Origin of the sequence: Halomonas sp. KM-1 (genome assembly GCF_000246875.1) — a bacterium.
GTDB lineage: Bacteria > Pseudomonadota > Gammaproteobacteria > Pseudomonadales > Halomonadaceae > Halomonas > Halomonas aerodenitrificans.
On record NZ_BAEU01000136.1, the window covers coordinates 26374 to 48262 of the forward strand.

16 protein-coding genes are annotated in these 21889 nt (G+C 62.8%); all 16 read right to left on the reverse strand.

The annotated features are described in order from the left end of the window. Nucleotides 1-23 precede the first annotated feature (23 nt). Nucleotides 24-2246 carry a flagellar biosynthesis protein FlhF gene (flhF, locus tag B8115_RS16195; RefSeq protein ID WP_026038174.1) on the reverse strand — a complete coding sequence of 741 codons (2223 nt, stop codon included), beginning with the start codon at nucleotides 2244-2246 and terminating at the stop codon, nucleotides 24-26. A gap of 3 nt (nucleotides 2247-2249) precedes the next feature. Further along, nucleotides 2250-4331, reverse strand: a complete 2082-nt coding sequence (flhA, locus tag B8115_RS16200) for a flagellar biosynthesis protein FlhA (protein ID WP_010628878.1) — start codon at nucleotides 4329-4331, stop codon at nucleotides 2250-2252. Next, nucleotides 4328-5524 carry a flagellar biosynthesis protein FlhB gene (flhB, locus tag B8115_RS16205; RefSeq protein WP_010628879.1) on the reverse strand — a complete coding sequence of 399 codons (1197 nt, stop codon included), beginning with the start codon at nucleotides 5522-5524 and terminating at the stop codon, nucleotides 4328-4330. Before flhB ends, flhA begins: the two co-directional genes overlap by 4 nt. A gap of 161 nt (nucleotides 5525-5685) precedes the next feature. Next, nucleotides 5686-6360, reverse strand: a complete 675-nt coding sequence (gene cheZ / locus B8115_RS16210; protein ID WP_010628880.1) for a protein phosphatase CheZ — start codon at nucleotides 6358-6360, stop codon at nucleotides 5686-5688. Between the two features lie 39 nt (nucleotides 6361-6399). After that, nucleotides 6400-6789: a chemotaxis response regulator CheY gene (gene cheY / locus B8115_RS16215; protein WP_010628881.1), complete on the reverse strand. Its 390-nt coding sequence runs from the start codon at nucleotides 6787-6789 to the stop codon at nucleotides 6400-6402. A gap of 78 nt (nucleotides 6790-6867) precedes the next feature. After that, a complete protein-coding gene (locus B8115_RS16220; RefSeq protein ID WP_010628882.1) occupies nucleotides 6868-8613 on the reverse strand; it encodes a methyl-accepting chemotaxis protein in 1746 nt (581 codons plus the stop codon). A 72-nt stretch (nucleotides 8614-8685) separates the two neighbouring features. Continuing rightward, nucleotides 8686-9747, reverse strand: a complete 1062-nt coding sequence (locus B8115_RS16225; RefSeq protein WP_010628883.1) for a chemotaxis response regulator protein-glutamate methylesterase — start codon at nucleotides 9745-9747, stop codon at nucleotides 8686-8688. Between the two features lie 122 nt (nucleotides 9748-9869). Continuing rightward, nucleotides 9870-10736 (reverse strand): CheR family methyltransferase, encoded by an 867-nt coding sequence (locus B8115_RS16230; RefSeq protein WP_010628884.1) that lies wholly within the window; start codon nucleotides 10734-10736, stop codon nucleotides 9870-9872. Continuing rightward, the gene (locus B8115_RS16235) at nucleotides 10733-12916 is read right to left on the reverse strand and encodes a methyl-accepting chemotaxis protein (RefSeq protein ID WP_010628885.1); all 2184 of its coding nucleotides are present in this window, start codon (nucleotides 12914-12916) and stop codon (nucleotides 10733-10735) included. The genes B8115_RS16230 and B8115_RS16235 overlap by 4 nt, the downstream gene beginning before the upstream one ends. Before the next feature lie 35 nt (nucleotides 12917-12951). Further along, the gene (locus B8115_RS16240) at nucleotides 12952-15147 is read right to left on the reverse strand and encodes a methyl-accepting chemotaxis protein (RefSeq protein ID WP_010628886.1); all 2196 of its coding nucleotides are present in this window, start codon (nucleotides 15145-15147) and stop codon (nucleotides 12952-12954) included. An 83-nt stretch (nucleotides 15148-15230) separates the two neighbouring features. Then, nucleotides 15231-16580 carry a methyl-accepting chemotaxis protein gene (locus tag B8115_RS16245; protein ID WP_010628887.1) on the reverse strand — a complete coding sequence of 450 codons (1350 nt, stop codon included), beginning with the start codon at nucleotides 16578-16580 and terminating at the stop codon, nucleotides 15231-15233. 79 nt (nucleotides 16581-16659) lie between these two features. Beyond that, entirely contained in the window at nucleotides 16660-17154 is a 495-nt protein-coding gene (locus tag B8115_RS16250; RefSeq protein ID WP_010628888.1) for a chemotaxis protein CheW, read from the reverse strand. Between the two features lie 2 nt (nucleotides 17155-17156). Next, a complete protein-coding gene (gene cheA, locus B8115_RS16255) occupies nucleotides 17157-19292 on the reverse strand; it encodes a chemotaxis protein CheA (protein ID WP_010628889.1) in 2136 nt (711 codons plus the stop codon). Nucleotides 19293-19320: 28 nt separating this feature from the next. Then, nucleotides 19321-20268, reverse strand: a complete 948-nt coding sequence (gene motB / locus B8115_RS16260; RefSeq protein WP_010628890.1) for a flagellar motor protein MotB — start codon at nucleotides 20266-20268, stop codon at nucleotides 19321-19323. Then, nucleotides 20265-21137, reverse strand: coding sequence for a flagellar motor stator protein MotA (motA, locus tag B8115_RS16265; protein WP_010628891.1), 873 nt, complete (start codon nucleotides 21135-21137; stop codon nucleotides 20265-20267). Before motA ends, motB begins: the two co-directional genes overlap by 4 nt. A gap of 175 nt (nucleotides 21138-21312) precedes the next feature. Further along, the gene (gene flhC / locus B8115_RS16270; RefSeq protein WP_010628892.1) at nucleotides 21313-21888 is read right to left on the reverse strand and encodes a flagellar transcriptional regulator FlhC; all 576 of its coding nucleotides are present in this window, start codon (nucleotides 21886-21888) and stop codon (nucleotides 21313-21315) included. Nucleotide 21889 lies beyond the last annotated feature (1 nt).

Sequence of the window (21889 nt, forward strand, 5' to 3'; positions counted from 1 at the left end):
CCCGCGGCCTGGTCCCATCCCATCTAGCCTGTCTCCCGTTCACCGAGGCCAAGGTGGCGAATGGCATCGCGCACCAGGAAAAGTTGTAGTAGAGACTCGAGCAGCGCCACGTCTCGGCGTCGGCGACGCCCACCGCCGAGGCCCAACAGCTCGGCTCTGAGATCCATGGCGGCCTCGTCTTCGGCAAGGTCGAGGTGGGCTGCCACCGTGGCCAGTCCGCTGGCCATGAGCAAGCGGACATCGGCACGCAGATCGCCAGCTTCAGCATGCTCGAGGCGCTGCCAGGCGCGGCGAGCGAGTTGCGGCAGCACATCGGCTTGCAGCAGCGCGAGCAGCAGCGGCTGGGGATCGTGGCTCAGCTCGGCGGGAACGATCCAATAGCGTCTGGCCAAGGCCTTGCCGCTCTCCGCATCGCGAACCTCACCAAACCAGGCCTGCGCGTCGAAGCCCGACCGTTCACGGCGGCTGCCCTTGAAGCTCACCTCTACCGGCAGCGTCGCGAGCATGAGGCGTGCCGAAGCGCCGCGGAAGCGGCAGCTAGCCTGGCCGGTGGCCTCGGCCATCGACTCCAGCGCCGCCAAGCTGTGACGCTCGCCCGCATGGGCGACCCGCAGACTGCCCCGAACCTGGCTGCACCAGGACACGCCCTGGCGCTCCAGCCAGTCGCCGGCCTCGGCATCGGGTAGCCCATTCATCAGATGCACACCGGCATCGTGGTGCTGCAACGCGTTTTCGAGACGCGCCTGTTGGCCCGCCACCTGGCGATGCTGCAACAGCGGCAGCGCCAGCCAGGTTCCCTCTGCATTCAGTGCCACATCAGGCATCGCCCAGTGTTCGCCCGGAACCCGTCGCCGCTCGCTCCAAAGCATGCCGTGGGCCTGGCCAGGCCGGGGATGATCCGCCAGCAGCGCATCGAGACGCTGCTGCTGCACGGAAGCCGGCAAACCCAGCAAGTTCCATACGGATTCCAGCCCGTCGAAGGCCGGCAAGCGCTGGCGCAACGCCTGCAGCACCGTAGCCAGTCGGCGCCCCTGCCCCAGCAGATTGCCGGCACCGCGCGAGGAGATGTCTGGGGCCGTCGGCGAGGCGGTGGAACGAGCCAGGGGCACACGATTGGCCAGACACTGCTCGATGAGCGAGACGGGCTCGGCCAGGGCCATGTCCTCCGGCACCCGCTGGCCGTGAGAGACGAACAGCAGCCGCAGCCCGTGGCGCATGATGATGTCCAGCACAGGGGCCAACCTGCCCGCCTCGTCCAGCTTGGTGATGATGCAGTCGGTAATCTCGCCGCCGGCTGCCTGGGCCGCCTGACGATAGCGCACCACCACCTCCTCCAGGGTCTCCGGCTGACTGGCAGAATTGAGCAGCAGCACCAGACGCACCGAGGTGTCGCCGCCGCGCAGGTGACCGATCTGTTCAATCACGCGTTGATCGCGCTGGCTCATGCCTACCGTATCGATGATCACGCATGACTTGCCTTTCATGCGCTCGAGCAGATCCGATACCGGCTGGTCGGCGTTGAGAGCGTACATGGGAACGTCGAGCAGCCGCGAATAGATGCGCAGTTGCTCATGGGCGCCGATACGGAAGCTGTCGGTGGTCACCAGCGCCACCGGCCGGGTGCCGTGGCGCATGACGTAGCGTGCCGTCAGCTTGGCCGTGGTGGTGGTCTTGCCTACTCCGGTAGGACCGATCAGCGCCACGATACCGGCACGGTCCATGAAGGCGGCTTCGTCGTCCAGGCCTTCGAGTCGCTTGGATAGCTGGCGCACGAGCCAGGCCATGGCACGCTCGTCCAGCGCTTCGACCTCAGCCAGCTCTTCCGGCAACGACGCCACGACCTCTTCGGCCAGCGCCGGGCTGAAGCCCGCTTCGAGCATTGCCCGCACGAACTGCTCGCCGACCGTACCACCCGCCTCCGGCCGGCTTCTCTCGCGTGCCAGCAGGGCGCGCATATCACGCATCTCCTCGAGCAGTCTGGCGCTCATGGCCTCGAAGGCCTGCACCTGCGACTGAGCCGGGTCTGCGCTTGTCGGCACCGCTCGGGCCGCAGCACCCTCGGGCTCGGGCTGCTTATGGGAAGTCCCCTCGCTGGAAGCCGGTGCTGTCGACTCGGCCATCGCCAGGATCTCGACCCCCTGCTCGGTATGTCGGTTGGCCAGAATCAGGGCTTCATCGCCAAGCGCCGCACGCACCTGACGCATGGCTTCGCGACTGTTGGCTCCCAGGAACCGCATGACACTCATTGATTATCGACCTCCCACCAGCGACGTGACGCGCAGTGTCCGATCATCGGGAATTTCCGCCTGTGACATGACCACCAGGTGGCGCATGCGCCGACGCAGGAACCTGGCCACCAGCGGCCTCAGACTGTGCTGGACCACCAGTACCGGTGGCTCTCCGCTGGCCTCATGCCGCTCGACTGCCTGCTCGGCCTGACTCATCAGCGTTGCTGCCAGCCCGGGCTCGAGTGCTCCGTTGCCGTTCATGGCCTGCATCAGCACCTGCTCGAGCTGGGCATCCAGGCCGATCACATTTAGCGTATCGCGTCCTGGATACCATTGCTGCGTAATCGTCCGCCCAAGAGCAATGCGTACCAGCGCCGTCAGCTCGTTGGTGTCCTGCTGATGCGGGGCATACTCGGCCAGCGTATCCAGTATGGTACGCATGTCGCGAATCGAGACATCCTCTTCCAACAGGTTCTGCAGGATACGCTGCAGCGCCGTCAGGTTGACGGCCTTGGGCACGACATCTTCGACCAGAGACTTCTGCTCCTCGCCCAGCTTGTCGAGCAGCTTCTGAACCTCCTGACGGCCGAGCATCTCGGGCGCATGGCGGTGCAGCAAGTGGTTGAGATGGGTAGCGATCACCGTGCCGGCATCGACCACGGTATAGCCGTACACCTGGGCGTGCTCGCGCTGACCCGCGTCGATCCAGATCGCCGGCAGGCCGAAGGCCGGGTCGGCAGTCGGCGTGCCCTGGAGCTGGCCGGTGACCTGACCGGGGTCGATGGCAAGCCACTGCCCCGGGAAGGCTTCAGCGCGGCCGATCTCGGCTCCCTTCAGGGTGATCACGTAAGTGTTGGCACCCAGTTCCAGGTTGTCGCGAATGTGCACCACAGCCGGCAGGAACCCGACCTCCTGAGCGAATTTCTTGCGCACGCTCTTGATGCGGCCCAGCAGCTCGCCATCCTGGCGCTGATCCACCAGCGGGATCAGCCTGTGGCCGACCTCCAAGCCCAGTGTATCCACCAGTTGCACGTCGTCCCAGCTGGCCTCGGGCGCCTCAGGCTGCGGTAGCGGCTCAGTGTTGAGCTCCTGCTCGACCAGTTGCTGCTCCTTCTGGCGCGTCAGCATCCAGGCCAAGCCAGCCAGCAGTCCGGTGAAGATCAGGAACACCAGGTTGGGCATACCGGGTACCAGCCCCAGCAGCCCCATGACCAGCGCCGCCAGCACCATGACCTGAGGGTTGACGAACAGCTGGCTGATCATCTGCTGGCCGACGTCCTGCTCGGTATTGACCCGCGAGACGGTTACGCCGGCAGCGGTTGAGATAATCAAGGCGGGAATCTGGGCCACCAGGCCATCGCCGATGGTCATCAGGGTGTAGGTCTTGGCGGCATCGCCGAAGCCCATGCCGTGCTGCAGCATGCCGATCAGCAGCCCGCCGATGATATTGACCACCATGATCACCAGGCCGGCCATGGCGTCACCGCGCACGAACTTGCTGGCACCGTCCATGGAGCCGTAGAAGTCGGCCTCCTGGGCGACTTCGGCACGCCGCTTGCGTGCGTCCTCTTCGCCTATCAGGCCGGCGTTGAGGTCGGCATCGATGGCCATCTGCTTGCCGGGCATGGCGTCGAGCATGAAGCGCGCACCGACCTCGGCAATCCTCCCTGCGCCCTTGGTGATGACCATGAAGTTGATGATGACGAGGATCAGGAACACCACCAGGCCCACGGCGAAGTTGCCGCCGATCAGGAACTGCCCGAAGGCTTCGATCACCTTGCCGGCGGAGTCGCCGCCTTGGTGTCCTTCCATCAGGATGACCCGGGTCGAAGCCACGTTGAGCGACAGTCGCAGCAGCGTGGTAAACAGCAGCACCGCCGGGAAAGCGGCAAAATCCAGCGGCTTCTGGGTGAACATGCTGACCAGCAGCACCATCACGGCCAGTGCAATGTTGAAGGTGAACAGCAGATCGAGTGCAAAAGGCGGCAGCGGCACGATCATCATGCCGAGGATCATGATGATCAGGATCGGACCGGCCAGCAGCTTCATGCGCACGTCGCCCATCCAGTCGCGACGCCCAATGAGATGGCTCAGGGATTTCATCGACGCGCTCCATCGGGCACGGACGGCCCCTGATCAGCGGCATCATTGCCCGTGTCAGTAGCCGGCACGGCCAGGCTCTCTGGGATAGGCAAGTCTTCGGGTGTAGGCGGCACCTCTCCCCCCTCTTGGGTAACGTGCTTGAGACGGAAGGCCCAGGCCAGCACTTCCGCCACGGCGGTATACAGATCCAGCGGAATTTCGCGGTCCAGATCGACGTGATGATACAGCGCCCGGGCCAGCGGTGGCGCCTGAAGCAGCGGAACGCCGGCTTCCTCGCCCAGCTCGCGGATACGTGCCGCCACCATGTCGGCGCCCTTGGCTACAACGCGGGGAGCCCCCATGCGCATCTCGTCATATTGCAGCGCCACGGCATAGTGGGTGGGGTTGGTGATGATCACATCGGCCTCCGGTACCTTGCTCATCATACGACCGCGCGCCATCGCCTGCTGCTGGGAGCGAATCCGCGCCTTGACGTGCGGGTCGCCCTCCGACTCCTTGTGTTCGCGCTTGACCTCCTCTTTGGACATGCGCAACTTCTTGGCATGACTCCACAGCTGGTAAGGCACGTCGATCAGAATCACCACCAGCAGCGTCAATACCATAAGCCCACAGGCCTGGGCAGCCATCATCAAAGCCCGCGCCAACGCCTGGGTGGTCGGCTGATCCATCAACGACAGGTATTCCCCGCGGTTGAAGTAAAGGTATGCCATGCCCACACCGCCTATCAGCGTCGACTTGGCCACCGCCTTGAACAGCTCGACCAGGGCCTGGACGCCGAACATGCGCTTCAGCCCCTTGAACGGGTTGAGCTTAGACATCTGAGGCTTGAGTGACTTTGCCGAGATCAGCCAACCGCCCAGCAGCGCCGGTGCCACCAATGCCACCACCGTCAACAACAGAAACAGCGGCAGCATGGTCAACAGCGTGCGCGTTCCCAGGTCGAGCACATTGCTCAGCATGGGACCGGTTTCAAAGGCCTGACGCCTCTCGAACAGGAAGGCCTGCTCCATTACCAGGCCCAACTGGTCGTAAAGCAGCGCCCCCATCGACCACATGCCGACCACACCACCCAATAGCAGCATGAAGGTGGTCAGCTCACGAGAGCGGGCGACCTGGCCTTCCTCTCGCGCCTTCTCGAGGCGACGAGGCGTAGCCTCTTCGGTCTTTTCCTGATCGCTGCTCTGGTCGGCCATGGCTCCCGCACACTTTTCCGCACGGTGGCCATTGTGGCGTCAACGGGGGCATGGCGATACGCCAAAAAGCGCCGATGATCGTGGCTTTATCGGCCACGACCCTCGGCGCAGGGAAGGTAGTGCAGTTGGAAGAGACGGCTAAGCAAATCGCCAAACTACAATCAGAAACCGAGTTGGTCGAGCAAATCGTCCACCTGATCCTGATTGGTGACCACATCGGCGCCGGGCTTGATCTGCGGGCCGTTCTTGAGCCCCTCTTCCCGCCGCCGCGCATCGTTCTCCCACTGGTCGTTGGCCTTGCGCTGCATGTTCTCGCGGGCCAGCTCCTCGGGTACGTTGTCGATCAGCACCTGAACCAGTTGGTGCTCGATCTCACGGATCACGTCCATCATCTTCTTGATCACCTGGCCGGTCAGGTCCTGGAAGTCCTGGGCCATCATGATCTCGAGCAGCTCCTTCTGGGTCGCCTGGGTCTTGTCGGGCACCTCGGCTAGATAGGAGCGGGTCTCTTTGACCAGCTCGCGCGCCTCGTCGAGCTCCTTGGGCTCGGCAAACCACGCTGCCCAGCGCTTGTCTAGCGACTCGGCGCCGCTGCTGATCGAATCCTGCAGGGGCTGGGCACGATCGATGGCATTCAGAGCACGCTCGGCCGCTTGCTCGGTCATGGTGGCGACGTAGTTCAGCCGGTCCCTCGCATCGGGGATGGCTTCCGCCGCCTTCTCGATCTCCTTGTCCAGCCCCAGCTCACGCATGCTTTCCCGCAGCATGCGAGTCAGCTGGCCGATGCGCTGGACCAGGTCCTCACCGGCAGCACCGGGCGACTCGTTTGAGCTCATCTTGTCGTCTCCTTCGCAAGCAGGACAGGCCAGCCGCCATCACTTGCCCAGTTTCTCGAATATCTTGTTGAGTTTCTCTTCCAGCGTGGCGGCGGTGAAGGGTTTCACCACGTACCCGCTGGCGCCCGCCTGGGCTGCCGCGATGATGTTCTCCTTCTTGGCCTCGGCCGTGACCATCAGCACGGGCAGGTCCTTGAGCGCGGCATCGGCGCGAATCTGCTTGAGCATCTCCAGGCCGTCGAGATTCGGCATGTTCCAGTCGGACACCACGAACTCGAACGAACCGCCGCGCAGCTTGCTCAGCGCCTCCTGGCCATCTTCGGCCTCTTCGACGTTGGTGTAACCGAGCTCCTTGAGCAGGCTCCGAACGATCCGACGCATGGTCGGAAAGTCGTCTACCACCAGAAAGCTCATGTTCTTATCGGCCATCGGGATTCCTCTCTTCTATCCAGGCAATGATCCATGACCGACGGCCGCCCAAGTGCCGTCGGGATTCGTTTACACTACTCAGAACTCTTCCCAGTCACCCTCGGCCACCGTCTCTTTACGGGGCTTGCGGCTGGGCTTGGGGTCGATCTCGGCCGGTACGCGCGACGCGCTGCGCGACGAGGCGCCCGGCTCGGCCAGGGCAGGCACGCCGGCGCGCTTCGCCAAAGCCCCGCCGCCAGCATCTGTCTTGATCTCGGACTCCACGTCGCCGGACAGACGGAACACGGCCACGGCCTGCTCCAGACGATTCGCCTGCTCCTCCAGCGAGGCGGCGGCGGCCGTTGCCTGCTGCACCAGCGAGGCATTCTGCTGGGTCACCTGATCCATCTGACCCACCGCCTGGCTCACCTGCTCGATACCGTCGCTCTGCTCCTGGGACGCTGCGGAGATCTCGTCCATGATGTCGGTGACCCGACGCACGGCCTTGACCACCTCGTCCATGGTCTCGCCGGCCTGCTCGGCCAGCAGCGACCCTTCCTTGACCTGAGCCACCGAACCATCGATGAGCTCCTTGATCTCCTTGGCCGCCGTGGCGCTGCGGCTGGCCAAGTTGCGCACCTCACCGGCCACCACGGCGAAACCGCGCCCCTGTTCACCGGCCCGCGCCGCCTCCACCGAGGCGTTCAATGCCAGAATGTTGGTCTGGAAGGCGATGGAATCGATGACACTGGTGATATCGCTGATCTTCTGCGAGCTGGTCGAAATTCCCACCATGGTCTTGACCACGCGATCCACCACCTCGCCGCCTTGTTCTGCCGTGGTCGAGGCATCCAGGGCCAGCCCGCTGGCCTGACGCGCGTTGTCGGCATTCTGGCGCACCGTGGCAGTGAGCTCTTCCATGCTGGAGGCCGTCTCCTCGAGCGAAGCCGCCTGCTGCTCGGTGCGCGAGGAGAGGTCGGCATTGCCGCTGGCAATCTCGCGCGTACCGATATGAATCGAGCTGCTGCCGTCTCGCACCTGGCCGACGATACGCGTCAGGCTCTGTTGCATGTTGCGCATGGCATTGAAGAGCTTGCCGATCTCGTTGCGACTGCCCTCGGGTATTCTGGCCGTCAGGTCGGCCTTGGCGATGGCCTGCAGATGCTTGACCGCCGAGTTGAGCGGGCGGATCACCGTGCTGCGCAGCCCCACATAGACCAGCACCAGTACCACCAGCGCCAGCAACAGCGCGCCCAGGGTGATGAACACAAAGCGCTCCGACTGAACGCGGAAGTCTTCGGTCATGGCCTGGCCACTGCTGAAACCGTAGGCAACGAACTCGGTCATGTTCTCAGCCAGCGCGTTACTCGGCTCGATCAACTGGTCACGAAGATTACCGAATCCCGGTGTATTGAGTTCGTCCAAAGCAATATGCTGCTCACGAACGAGGCCCAGCACGGTATGAAAATTCCGCTCGAGCTGCTGCGCCAGCTCCTGTGCCTCAGCCGACTTCGGCACGGCTGCAAAGTTGCTAAGCCTGACCTCTGCGCGATCCATGCGATTGGCGGCGATATCGAGCTGCTGGTTGGCATCTGCCATACGACCCAGCATGATCTGGTTGGAAGCGATCTCAAGGCTCACGCGTGCCACGTTGAGCAGCGCATCGGCACGGTTGATCTCGTTGAGCTGCTGCACGTTGATACTATCGAGATCGACCATGATTCGCGTGGCCTGCCGGTCCGACATGATCGAGAGCAACGACACCACACCGATCAGTACGGCAAAGCAGACCAGCACGGCAATCATGGAAGCATGAATGCTGATGTTACGTAAAATGCGGCTCATTTCGGCGTTCCTCGCGATTAAGACAGGTAAATTCCTGTTTCTTGTTGTTGTTCTTGATGAAATAGAAAATAGTCAGACACGCTGGGCACGGCCGGACACGGCCACCAGTGCCATCAGTCGTTCCGGAATCTCGTCGAGGCCGACCACCTCCACGGCCCCGCCCAGCGAGATGGCTTCCCGCGGCATGCCAAAGACCACGCAGCTCGCTTCGTCCTGTGCCAGGGTGGCCGAGCCTGCCTGACGCATCTCCAGCAGGCCGGCAGCGCCATCCTTGCCCATGCCAGTCAGTATCACGCCGATGGCGTTGCGCCCGGCCTGGGTGGCGGCGGAGTGGAACAGCACGTCCACCGATGGGCGATGGCGGTTGACCGGCGGGCCGTCGTCGAGTCTGGCAACGTAGTTCGCCCCGCTTCGCGCCAACTTGAGATGTGCATCCCCCGGAGCGATATAGGCATGCCCCGGTAGCACACGCTCGCCGTCGCTGGCTTCCTTCACGGTAATGTTGCACAGGCGGTTGAGCCGTTCGGCGAAAGAGCGGGTGAAACCACCGGGCATGTGTTGCGTGATCAGAATGGCCGGGCTGTTGGCCGGCAGCGGCTCGAGCACGGCACGGATCGCTTCCGTGCCGCCGGTGGAGGCACCGATGATGATCAGTTTCTCACTCGATACCAGGGGCGCCTTGAGCGCCTCACGCGGTGCTGCCTGAGCCTGACGCGCCTGTCGCGGTCGCGACTTGGCGGCGGCGCGGATCTTCTCGGCGATGTCGTTGGCGTACTCCAGCATACCGCTGCGAATGCCCAGCGACGGCTTGGCGACGAAATCGAGCGCTCCCAGCTCCAGGGCACGCAGTGTGATTTCCGAACCGGCCTGGGTCAGCGAAGAGACCATCAGCACCGGCATCGGACGCAGACGCATGAGACGCTCGAGAAAGTCGAGACCGTCCATGCGCGGCATCTCGACGTCGAGCGTCAGGACATCGGGGTTGTGCTGTTTGATGAGATCGCGCGCGACCAGTGGATCCGGTGCCACGGCCACCACTTCCATGTCCGGCTGCGAGTTGATGATCTCGCTGAGCAGATCACGAATCAGCGCCGAATCGTCAACGCACAACACCTTGATCCTGTTCGATCCCAAGGCAAATCTCCTGTCACGTAGGGGAGTCTTTGCGACCCGCAGCAAAGGGTATGCCTCATTGATCGGCACGGTCGGCAAAAACTTTAGGCATTAGGCGAAAACTGGCCGAGCACGGGCACTTGCTAGGCCAGGGTGTAAACGGTTTGCCCACGCAGGCGAAATACCTTGCTGATGTACGAGAAATTTTCGGAGTGGCCGGCAAATAGCAGGCCATCGGGCTTGAGCAAGGGAGCGAAGCGTTCGAGGATGCGTGCCTGGGTCTGCTTGTCGAAATAGATCATCACGTTACGACAAAAGATGGCGTCGAAAGGCCCCTTGATCGGCCATTGAGGAGCCAGCAGGTTCATGTGCAGGAACTCCACCATGGACGTCACTTCCGGACGCACCCTGGCCAAACCTTCTTGCTGCCCCCGCCCTTTCTGGAAAAAGCGCCTCACCCGCTCATCATCGAGCTTGCGCACCTGCTCGATGGGATAGACCCCGGCCCGAGCACGGGCCAAGGCCTCGGTATCGATATCGGTCGCCACCACACGAGCTTCGGTAGCTCGTGCACCCAGGCTCTCGTGCAGCGTCATGGCGATGGAGTAGGGCTCCTCGCCGGTGGAGGCCGCCGCGCTCCAGATACGCACAGGCCCCGTGGCCTTTCTGACGTGTTCTGCCAGCAGCGGGAAATGGTGCATCTCGCGGAAAAAAGCGGTGAGATTGGTGGTCAAAGCATTGGTGAATGCCTCCCACTCCCGCGCATCGGGTTGGCGTGCCAGCCTTTCCAGATAGTCGCTGAAGCGGGTCAGGCCATGATGCCGCAAGCGCTTGGCCAGACGACTGTAGACCATCTCACGCTTGTGCTCCGCCAGTACGATTCCGGCCCGCTGATAGATCAGCTGGCGGATCTTGGCAAAGTCCTCATCGGTCAGCACCAGGTCACGCTCCAGGTGACCCAGCCCTGACCATTGCCCCGGTTCGCTACCGGGCGCCCGAAACTGTGTCAAAACGTTTCCCACTCCTCATCGGTGGCCACTTTGCTCGGCTTGACGGCGGCCCGCTTCACGGGAAGCGGGTCGTGCGACAACGCGGGGGCGGCACTCGTTCGTTCGGTCCGTGCATCGAAAGAATGTTTCTGCTGTGGGCTCGGCACCTGCTCAGGGCCGGCGCCGCGCAGGCGGAACACGCGGATGGCACGAGCCAGCAGTTCGGCCTGATGCTGCAGGTCGCTGGCTGCCCGCGCGCTCTGCTGCACGCGTTCGGCGTTCTGCTGCGTGACCTGGTCCATCTCGGTGATCGCCTGATTGATCTGGCCGATACCGCTGCTCTGCTCTTCCGAGGCGGCGGTGATCTCACCCATGATGTCGTTGACCCGCTGCGAGGCCGCCACCACTTCGGCCATCGCCTGCTCGGCTCGCTGCACCTGACTGGCGCCTTCATGGATCTCGCTGGCCGAGCCGTCGATCAGTTGGCGAATTTCCTTGGCGGCATCCGCGCTGCGACCGGCCAAATTGCGCACCTCGCCGGCCACCACCGCGAAGCCACGCCCCTGCTCGCCCGCCCGCGCCGCCTCCACCGAGGCGTTCAACGCCAGGATGTTGGTCTGGAAGGCGATGGAGTCGATCACGTTGATGATGTCCTTCATCTTCTCCGCCCCGGCGGTGATGCGCCCCATGGTCTGCACCACGCCGTGCATCAGCTCGCCGGTATCACGCACGCGGCTGGCATTGTCCAGTGCCAGCCCACTGGCCTGACGAGCGTTGTCGGTGTTCTGCTGCACCGTGGTGGTCATCTCCTCCATGCTGGAGGCGGTCTGCTGCAGCGAGGCGGCCTGCTGCTCGGTGCGCGCGGAGAGATCCTCGTTGCCCTGAGCAATGGAGCGCGACGCCGGCGTTACCACGTCGATGCCCTGCTGCACCCTCTCGGTCGTGCTGTAGAGACTCTTGCGCATGGTATTGAGTGCCCCGAGCAGCACGCCGATCTCATCGCGGGTCCGGTCCGGTGAGCGCACCGCCAGATTGCCCGAGGCCACCTGCAGAGTGAAATCGACGGCCCGGTTAACCGGTCGCGTAATCGCACGCAGGGTCCAGATGCCCAGCAGAACCAGGAACAGAATCCCCACCGACAGCGCTGCGATCTGGCCGGTCAGCATCATCTGCTGACCGCGCTCGGCTTCGGCAGCCAATCGATCAGCATAGTCGAGCTTGCCTGCTACCAGGGTGTTGATGCTGCTGCCCATGGCGTCGACTTCCGGGCGCAGCACGTCATTGTAGGCTTCATAGGCGGCAAAGCCGCTGCCGTCGATCAGTGCCTTCAGGGTCGGACGGATACCGCCATCGATGGCAGTATCGAGCCGGGTGCTCAACTCAGCCACTTCGCCGAGGGTCGTATCCTCTCCTTCGAGGAAGCTCGCCCAGGCGGCCTGGATTCGCTCGACGACGCCTTCCGCCTCACCCGCCAACTCTTGAATCTGCTCCATCCGTAGTGCTCTGGGATTGCGCACCGGTCGCTCCAGATCGATCATCAGCTGGCTCAGCAGCTGATCGATGCGCTGCAGATCGGCAATATCCTGCACCACATTGCCGTTCAGTTCAGCAACCCTGTCGCCCGATACCTTGAGCCCGTAGAGCCCCACGGCACCGCTGAGCAACAATAGCAAGACGGGGACTACGGTCAGCATTACCAGCTTGGCACGAATGGTGTGCACGTTGAGCCGGGCCAGGACCGCCAAGGGTCCACGACGCACCAGCTGCCCTTGCTTGAATGCCAGCTTGCCCCTCCCTTCCCGCAGCAGGGCATAGGCTTTCGATGCCTTGTCGATATCCTTTTCCGCAGCGCGTGTACACACCGAGGTGTAGCCCAGGCACTTGCCTTCTTCGAAGATCGGCGTGACCGCAGCCTGCACCCAGTAGTGATCACCGTTCTTGCATCGGTTCCGGATCACTCCCTGCCATGTGTTACCGCCCTTCACGGTCTTCCACAGGTCGGCGAAGGCTGCCTTGGGCATGTCGGGGTGGCGGATCAGATTGTGAGGCGACCCGATCAACTCCTCGTGGGCGTACCCACTCACTTCCACGAATGCGGAGTTGGCATAGGTGATCCGCCCCTCCAGATCCGTGCGCGTGATGAGCAGGTGCTGATCGTCAAGCTTGAGTTCCCGCTGTGTCACCGGTTGATTGTCACGCATAGTTATTATCCTTCACCGCCTCATGAGAATCCCCATTAGAACGTTTCCCACTCTTCCTCGGCGGCCGGCCGGTTTCCGGTCGATGCTCGCCTGCTGGGGAGAGGGTCATGCTGCAAGGCTGGCGTCTGGACCGGCTTTCTTTGCGTGCCGGCTTGATGATGCGTGTTGGCATCCTTGTTACCCGAGAGGCTCTCCACCTTTTCGAGCCCGGCCCCCCGCAAGCGGAAGACACGGATGGTCTGTGCCAATTGTTCGGCCTGATGCTGCAGGTCGCTGGCTGCCCGCGCGCTCTGCTGCACGCGCTCGGCGTTCTGCTGCGTGACCTGGTCCATCTCGGTGATCGCCTGATTGATCTGGCCGATACCGCTGCTCTGCTCTTCCGAGGCGGCGGTGATCTCACCCATGATGTCGTTGACCCGCTGAGAGGCCGCCACCACTTCGGCCATCGCCTGCTCGGCTCGCTGCACCTGACTGGCGCCTTCATGGATCTCGCTGGCCGAGCCGTCGATCAGTTGGCGAATTTCCTTGGCGGCATCCGCGCTGCGACCGGCCAAATTGCGCACCTCGCCGGCCACCACCGCGAAGCCACGCCCCTGCTCTCCCGCCCGCGCCGCCTCCACCGAGGCGTTCAACGCCAGGATGTTGGTCTGGAAGGCGATGGAGTCGATCACGTTGATGATGTCCTTCATCTTCTCCGCCCCGGCGGTGATGCGCCCCATGGTCTGCACCACGCCGTGCATCAGCTCGCCGGTGTCGCGCACGCGGCTGGCATTGTCCAGCGCCAGCCCACTGGCCTGACGAGCGTTGTCGGTGTTCTGCTGCACCGTGGTGGTCATCTCCTCCATGCTGGAGGCGGTCTGCTGCAGCGAGGCGGCCTGCTGCTCGGTGCGCGCGGAGAGATCCTCGTTGCCCTGAGCGATGGAGCGCGACGCCGGCGTTACCACGTCGATGCCCTGCTGTACCCTCTCGGTCGTGCTGTAGAGACTCTTGCGCATGGTATCCAGCGAACCCAGCAGCTCGCCGATTTCATCACGACTCTGTTTCGGCGAACGTACCGCCAGGTTGCCCGAAGCGATCTGCAGACTGAAATCGATGGCACGTCGCACCGGTCGCGTGATGGCACGCATGATCCATACGCTGATGACCAACAGCAGCACGAAGCCCAGCGCCAGGAATGCCAACTGCCCGAACAACATCTGCTGTTGGCCACGCTCGGCCTCTTCCGCCATGCTCAACGCCGCGAGCCGTTGCTGCTCCACGAGCTGATTGACCAGGTCCGACAGCGCATCGGCACTTTCTCGCAGCCCCGCCGTTTCGTTGTTCAACGCCATCATGGCATCGAACGCCTCGGGGCCACCCAGCGCTTCCGCCATGGGAACCAGACCTTCTTGCATGTAACGGGTCAGTGCCGCATCGAACTCCATGGCAACCGGCGTACGGTTCACGTCCCGCGCAAGATACTCCTGCCACAGCTGTGTCAAACGCTCACTGCCGACCACCAGGGACTCGGCGACATCGTGACGTACGTTGAGCAGCGCCATACGTTCCTGGCCGGAGAGCCGCTGCGGCGCATCGGCGATAGCCTGATCGAGCTGCTGCAGTCGAATCACGTCCTGCAAACCGTCGCGGTTGAGCTCGGCCAGACGCTCGCCCGAAACTTGCAGGCCGTACAACCCGACACCTCCGCTGATGGTAAGCAGCAGCAGCGCCGAAAACGTCAGCATGGAGAGCCGCGCACGGATGCTGTGCAGGTTGGTACGTGCCAGCCACCCCAGGGGCCCGCGACGAATCACCTGCCCTTGGCGGATGGCAAGGCCGGAGCGACCCGCTCTTAGCTGCTCGTAGGCACGCCCTACCGCCTCGGCAACATGAGGCTCCACTGCCGTACGCACCGAGGTGTAGCCGAGGCACTCTCCATTCTCGACGATCGGCGTGACCGTGGCGTTGACCCAGTAGTGATCGCCATCCTTACGCCGGTTCTTGACCACACCCTGCCAGGAGTCGCCGCGCTTGATCGCCTGCCATAGGTCGGCAAAGGCTTCGGGTGGCATGTCGGGATGACGAATGATGTTGTGGTTGGCCCCGATGAGCTCGACATGCTCAAAGCCGCTGACCTCGACGAACGCAGCGTTGGCGTAAGTGATGCGGCCATCGAGATCGGTCCGCGTGATCAGCAGGTGCTGATCGTTCAGCTTGTACTCCCGCTGTGTCACCGGTTGGTTATTGCGCATTTGTTATTCCCCCAACTACCGCATTTCATCAGGAAGCGGAGTACCAGCGTGCGTGTCTCCACCTGCTCGAGAGCATCGAAACCTCAAAACGAGGCCCACTGCTCCTCTTCTTTTTCATTTCGCGTAGCATTCGACGATGTTGCCTGGGCATTGTGGCGCTTGGCCGGCAGCGGATCGTGCTCCAGCCTGGCGACTTGGCTGCCACCGGAAACAGGCCGCACGGCACGCTCCTGCTCCGCTTTGCCGGCCTGCCCTGCCAGACGGAAGCGCAGCACGGCCTCACGCAGGCGAGCCGCCTCGGCTTCGAGCTGAGTCGCCGCCGTCGCCGCCTGCTGTACCAGCGCGGCATTCTGCTGGGTGACCTGATCCATCTGGGTCACGGCCTGATTGACCTGCCCAATGCCATTGCTCTGCTCCAGCGAGGCCGAGGCGATCTCGTCCATGATGTCGCTCACTCGCTGCACGGCGGCGACGATCTCGCTCATGGTCTGACCCGCCTTGTCTGCACGGGCTGTGCCGACGTCGACCTTTTCCAGCGACGCCGCGATCAGCGTGCGGATTTCCCCCGCAGCAGAGGCACTGCGCCCTGCCAGACTGCGCACTTCCTGAGCCACTACGGCAAAGCCGCGGCCGTGCTCTCCGGCGCGGGCAGCCTCCACCGAGGCATTCAGCGCGAGGATATTGGTCTGGAAAGCGATGCTATCGATCACACCGATGATGTCGGACATCTGATGCGAGCTCTCGCTGATGTCGTGCATGGTCGCAACGACCTCACCGACCACCTCGCCACCCTGAGCCGCGGTACGCGAGGCTTCGACTGCCAGCTGGCTTGCCTGCCGCGCATTGTCGGCGTTCTGCTCCACGGTGGAAGCCAGCTCCTCCATGCTCGAGGCGGTCTCGGCCAGTGAGGCGGCCTGCTGCTCCGTACGCGACGACAGCTCACCGTTGCCCTCAGCAATGTCCTGGGCACCGACGTAGATGCCCTCGCTACTGCTACGCACCGTGCCGACGGTCTGAGAAAGCCCATCCTGCATATGCCTGAGCGAGTTGAAGAGCCGACCGATCTCGTTGTTGCCGCGCCTCTCCACCGGTTGAGAAAGATCGCCCTTGGCCAACCCTTCGAAATACCCCACCAGGCGCGCGAGTGGCTTCAGCACGTTGACGCTGATGCCCCACACGACGATGACCATGACCAACAAAGACCCGGCCAGTACGGCAACGATGGCCAGGCGCATCAGGCCGGACATGGTCTCGAACGCCGCCAGGTAAGCGGCGCCCGACTCTCCGGCATGCGGTGCCATGGCCGCGACGGCGGCGGCGCTCTGCTGCAAGGCATAGAGGCCCAGGCCGCTCAGCACGACGATCATGCCGCCGAAAAAGAGCAATACCAGAAACCAACTGGCCCTGACCGTCAGGTTATCGATTAGCTTCACGTCTTCCTCCCTGGCAATTCCCCGCTGACGAGTCGCCGGTAATGATAATATCGGCTTGTTCGTCAAAAACTTGACAGCCTCACTCGGCGACACGCTCGACCAGCTCCATCTCATCGCTGGTGAGCAGTTTGTCGATGTCGACGATGACCAACATGCGATCGTCGAGGCTGCCCAGGCCGCTGAGGAAATCCGACGACAGGGTGACGCCGAATTCGGGCGCCGGCTTGATCTGGTCCGGTGAGAGCGTCATGACGTCCGAAACGCCATCCACCACGATGCCGACGACACGATCTTCGACGTTGACCACGATCACCACGGTCTGGCCGCCGTACTCCACCTTGTCGAGGTGGAACTTGATGCGCAGGTCTACGATAGGCACGATGACGCCGCGCAGGTTGGTCACCCCCTTGATGAAATCCGGGGCGTTGGCGATGCGGGTTACGTTCTCGTAGCCACGAATTTCCTGCACCTTGAGGATATCGATGGCGTACTCCTCCTCGCCCAGCGAGAACACCAGGAACTCGCGATTGTGGGCTTCGGCCGCGGCCAGTGCTGATTCGTTCGTCTGGTTCATGATCAGGTCTCCAGCTCTTCATTGGTGAGGGCTTCGAGTGCCGGTTTGCGCACAGGTCGGCGCTTTTCCTTCTTTTCCCGGCTCAGGCGGTGCAAGCCGGTGATATCGAGAATCAGCGCCACGCTACCATCGCCCAGGATGGTAGCGGCGGAGACGCCCGGCACCTTGCGGTAATTGGTTTCCAGATTCTTGACGACCACTTGCTGCTGCCCGACCAGGTCGTCGACCAGCAAGGCATAGCGGCGCCCTTCGCCCTGTACGATCACGGCGATAGTCTCGGTCAGTTCAGTCTTGGCCTTGGGCACGTCGAGGGCTTCGTGTACAGCCACCACGGGCAGGTACTCATCGCGCACCTTGAGCACCACGTCGTCGCCGGCCATGGCATAGAGATCCTCACGCGACGGCTGCAGCGACTCGAGCACGGCAGAGAGCGGCAGGATGAACATCTCGTTGCCGACCTTGATCGACATACCGTCGAGGATCGCCAGCGTCAGCGGCAGGACGATGCGGATGGTGGTCCCTTCCCCGGGCTTGGACATGATCTGCACGTGCCCACCCATACCCTGAATGTTGCGCTTGACCACGTCCATGCCCACCCCGCGCCCGGAAACGTCGGTGACCTCCTTGGCGGTGGAGAACCCCGGCGCAAAGATGAGCTGCCACACCTCGTCATCGCTCATGGTGTCGCTAACCGGCAAACCGTTCTCCCGCGCCTTGGCCAACAGCCTGTCGCGGTTGAGCCCGGCACCGTCGTCGATCACCTCGATGATAATGTTGCCGCCCTGGTGTTTGGCCGAGAGCACCAGCTTGCCGGTACGCGGCTTGCCTGCCGCCTGACGTACGTCGGGCGGTTCGATGCCATGGTCGAGGCTGTTGCGCACCAGGTGCGTCAGCGGATCGATGATGCGCTCGGTGAGGCTCTTGTCGAGCTCGGTGGACTCGCCTTCCGTGACCAGCTCGATCTCCTTACCCAGCTTGGCGGCCGTTTCGCGCACCACCCGCGGGAAACGACTGAACACGAAATCCATGGGGATCATGCGGATCGACATGACCGACTCCTGCAGGTCCCGCGCATTGCGCTGCAGCAGGCTCATGCCGTTCTGCAGGGCGCTGTTGGCGACGTTGTCCATCTCGCTGACGGTCTGATCGAGCATCGACTGGGTGATGATCAGTTCGCCCACCAGGTTGATGATCTGATCGACCTTGTCGACGGACACCCGAATGGAGGTGGACTCGCCGCCGCCCTTGGCCTTGGCTTTCGCCTTGGCAGGCTTCTCGCTGTCGGGCTTGGCACTGTCTGTCTTGACACTATCGGTCTTAACACTGGCGGCGGACGAAGCCGAAGGGGTCGGCTCCACTGCGGCCTGAACCGGGGCCGACTGCACTTCCGCCACCTCTGTCGCCGCTGCCGGGGCTGCGGCTTGGGGCGCCTCGCCCGCATCGGCCCCACGAATCTTGATTTGATCGGTGTCGATGATGAAGCACATCACCGCTTCGATATCGTCGTTGCTCACGCTGGAACTGAGCGTGACCTCATAGCACGACTCGTCGCCCCCTTGTGCGACGACCTCGCCCAGTTGCCCCAGCTCTTCGACGAGAAGCTGGCGGTCCTTCTCCCCGACGTTGAGCAGCGCCACGACACGCAGATCGGAGTCGCTCGCCGCGCCCTGCTCCACGGGGGCTTCGGGCTCGGGTTTCGCTGCAAGCTGGGGGCTGGCCACCGCCGGCACCCCACTCTCCAGGTCCTGACCGATCTCCTCGAGCGCCAGACGCTGCAGCGTCTGGCAGATTCGCTCGAAAGCTTCCTGATCGGGCTCATCGCCATTGCGATAAGCGTCTAGCTGATCGCTGAGCATATCCTTGGTTTCCAGAAAGGTATCGACGATATCCCGACGCAGCCGAAGCTCGCCCTTGCGGGTATGGTCGAGCAGGTTCTCGAACAGGTGAGTCGTCTTCTGCAGAGCATCGAAGCCGAACGTGCCTGCCCCCCCCTTGATCGAATGGGCGGCGCGGAAGATGGCATTGAGCTGCTCGCTGTCAGGCTCGTCCACATCGAGCTCCAAGAGGTAGCGCTCCATGTCGGCCAGCAGCTCTTCGGCTTCCTCGAAGAAAGTGTCATAGAAATCCGTGATATCCATGCGCTTCACCACCTGGTGTCAAAAGGGGTTATTGGGGATTGAGCGTGCGGCGCAGACTTTCGGTAAATTGCTCAACGGGCGCCAGATCAACCTCGCTCTCCAGTCGCGCACTCATCGGGCTCGGCACACCTGGACCACCCAGAATACCCGGCCGACGAATGTACTCAGCCACCTCCGGCAGCAGCACCAACAGCTCGATGCGACGGTTGTCGGCATCGAACGGGTCGGTATCCGGTAACATGACGCGATCCGCGAAGCCCGAGACGCGAAGCAGCTTATCCGAGTCAAGCCCACCGGCCACCAGCTCACGCCGCGAGGCATTGGCCCGGTCGCTGGAGAGCTCCCAGTTGCTGTAGCCACGATATCCCCCCGCATAGGGGCGGCTGTCGGTATGACCGCTGATACTGAGGTAGTTGGGCAAGTCGTTGAGCAACGGTGCAATGGTACGCAGCAGACTTCGCATATAGGGCTCGACACGGTCGCTACCGATGGCGAACATCGGTCGGAGTTCATGATCGAGCAGCTGAATACGCAGCCCCTCGGGTGTCAGGTCGAAGCGCATCTGCTGGCGCAGCTCGCGCAATTCGGGATCGGCATCGATCGCCGCCTCGATACGCCGCTGTAGATCCATGAAGAAGCGACGCTGCTGCTCGCTGGGCCGTGAGTACTCCCGCGTATCGATACGAGCCCGCTCCCCATCGCTATGGGCCGGATCGGGGCCGCCGCCGGGAATGGCACGGGTACTGCCCGAGCGATCCCCCCCCATGACCGCGCCGGTCAATGGCGTACTGAAGTAATCCGCCACACCCTGACGCTGCTCGTCACTGGCCACCGACAGAATCCACATCACCAGGAACAGGGCCATCAGGGCCGTCATGAAGTCGGCCAGGGCGATCTTCCAACTCCCGCCATGGTGGCCGTGGACGACCTTCTTGCGCCGAATGATGATCGGGCGCTTGTCTCCCGCCGCACTCATTCCGCTGCCGCACCCGACTTGGCGTTACGCACGTAGGTCTCGAGCTCTGTGAAGCCCGGCCGATCGGCGGTGTGCAGGGCCTTACGGCCGAACTCAACCGCCAACTGCGGTGCGTAACCATGCAGGCTGGCCAGCAGGGTGATACGAATGCACTGCAGCATCTTCTCCGCCTCCTTGATCTGGCGCTCGATACTGCTGGCCACCGGATTGATGAAACCGTAGCCCATCAGAATCCCCAGGAAGGTTCCGACCAGAGCGTGGGCGATCATCTCCCCCATCTGCTCCGGCCCGGCATCGGCATAGGTCAAGGCCTTCACTACGCCCATGACGGCGGCCACGATCCCAAATGCCGGCATGGCGTCGCCCACCTTGGCGATGGCATCTGCCGGGATGTGCGCCTCCTGTTCAAAGGTCTCGATCTCATGGAGCATCAGCTCGTCGATCTCCATGGGATCCATGCCCCCGGCTACCATCAAGCGCAGGTAATCGGTGAGGAAGTTCATGATCATCGGATCGGCCAGCACCTTGGGGTGCTCCTGAAACAGTGCGCTCTCCTGCGGACTGTCGATGTCGCGCTCGATGCCCAGCATGCCTTCGCGGCGCACCTTGGTCAGCAGCTTGAACTGGACTGCGAGCAGCTCCAGGTACATCTCTTTGTTGTACTTCTTGGTGCGCTTGAGCTTGGGGAATATCTTGAACGTGGCCTTGATCGCCTTGCCGTTGTTGGCAGCGATGAACGCTCCCACGCCGGCACCACCGATCATCAACAGCTCCGTGGGCTGGTAGAGCGGGCCAAGGAAGCCGCCGGCGAGCACGAAGCCACCGAAGACACACAGTATGACTACGATGTAACCAAGCAGAATCAGCACAACCGATACCCTTTAGTGGATGCGAGTCGTCGTTAACCCAATCTATCGGCCTGACTCGGCAACACTTGAGGCCACACAGAAAAAAAAGAGTGAATTCGAGTGGATAGACAGCAGAACGCCGCCCCGGCCGGGGCGGCGTTCAAAAGGTTTCATCGAGCGTTCGACGGCAAGCTAATCAACCGACACGCTTGGTCAGCACCATCTCTTGCTCGATCTCGGCAGCTTCACGCTCGCGACGCTTACGCGTCTTGCCGGCACGTGAGGGCGGCATGCAGATGCCGCAGACGTAATCGTGATCCGGCGTATGAGCATGAGCGACGAAGTGGCCGCTGCAATGCGTACATTTCGAAAGCTGCAACAAATCGCTTTCGAAGAACCGCACCAAGGTCCAGGCACGGGTCAACGCCAGCACCGGCTCAGCCTGGTCGATGCCGACCTGCTCACTGTAGAGGCGATAGGCAGTGACGAAAGCCTGCATTCTCTCGCACCCCTGCTCCTCGAGCAGATTGCGATAGATGTTGTAAAACAGCGAGGCATGCACGTTGGGCAGCCAGGTAATGAACCAGTCGGTGGAGAACGGTAGCATGCCCTTGGGCGGCGACATGCCACGCACCTCCTTGAACAACCGAATCAGGCGTGCCCGGCTCAGGTCGGTCTCGGTTTCCAGCACCTGCAGACGCGCCCCCAGCTCGATCAACTCGATGGCCAACTGGACCTGCTGCATCTCCTCGACGAGGCTTTTCTGTGACATC

Bases quoted from the DNA above. Each gene is read 5' to 3' on its own strand.
- flhC (WP_010628892.1), bottom strand. From the start codon at position 21,888: ATGTCACAGAAAAGCCTCGTCGAGGAGATGCAGCAGGTCCAGTTGGCC.
- motB (WP_010628890.1), bottom strand. From the start codon at position 20,268: ATGAGTGCGGCGGGAGACAAGCGCCCGATCATCATTCGGCGCAAGAAG.
- flhB (WP_010628879.1), bottom strand. From the start codon at position 5,524: ATGGCCGACCAGAGCAGCGATCAGGAAAAGACCGAAGAGGCTACGCCT.
- B8115_RS16220 (WP_010628882.1), bottom strand. From the start codon at position 8,613: ATGAGCCGCATTTTACGTAACATCAGCATTCATGCTTCCATGATTGCC.
- cheA (WP_010628889.1), bottom strand. From the start codon at position 19,292: ATGGATATCACGGATTTCTATGACACTTTCTTCGAGGAAGCCGAAGAG.
- cheY (WP_010628881.1), bottom strand. From the start codon at position 6,789: ATGGCCGATAAGAACATGAGCTTTCTGGTGGTAGACGACTTTCCGACC.
- B8115_RS16250 (WP_010628888.1), bottom strand. From the start codon at position 17,154: ATGAACCAGACGAACGAATCAGCACTGGCCGCGGCCGAAGCCCACAAT.
- flhF (WP_026038174.1), bottom strand. From the start codon at position 2,246: ATGAGTGTCATGCGGTTCCTGGGAGCCAACAGTCGCGAAGCCATGCGT.
- B8115_RS16235 (WP_010628885.1), bottom strand. From the start codon at position 12,916: ATGCGTGACAATCAACCGGTGACACAGCGGGAACTCAAGCTTGACGAT.
- B8115_RS16240 (WP_010628886.1), bottom strand. From the start codon at position 15,147: ATGCGCAATAACCAACCGGTGACACAGCGGGAGTACAAGCTGAACGAT.
- cheZ (WP_010628880.1), bottom strand. From the start codon at position 6,360: ATGAGCTCAAACGAGTCGCCCGGTGCTGCCGGTGAGGACCTGGTCCAG.
- flhA (WP_010628878.1), bottom strand. From the start codon at position 4,331: ATGAAATCCCTGAGCCATCTCATTGGGCGTCGCGACTGGATGGGCGAC.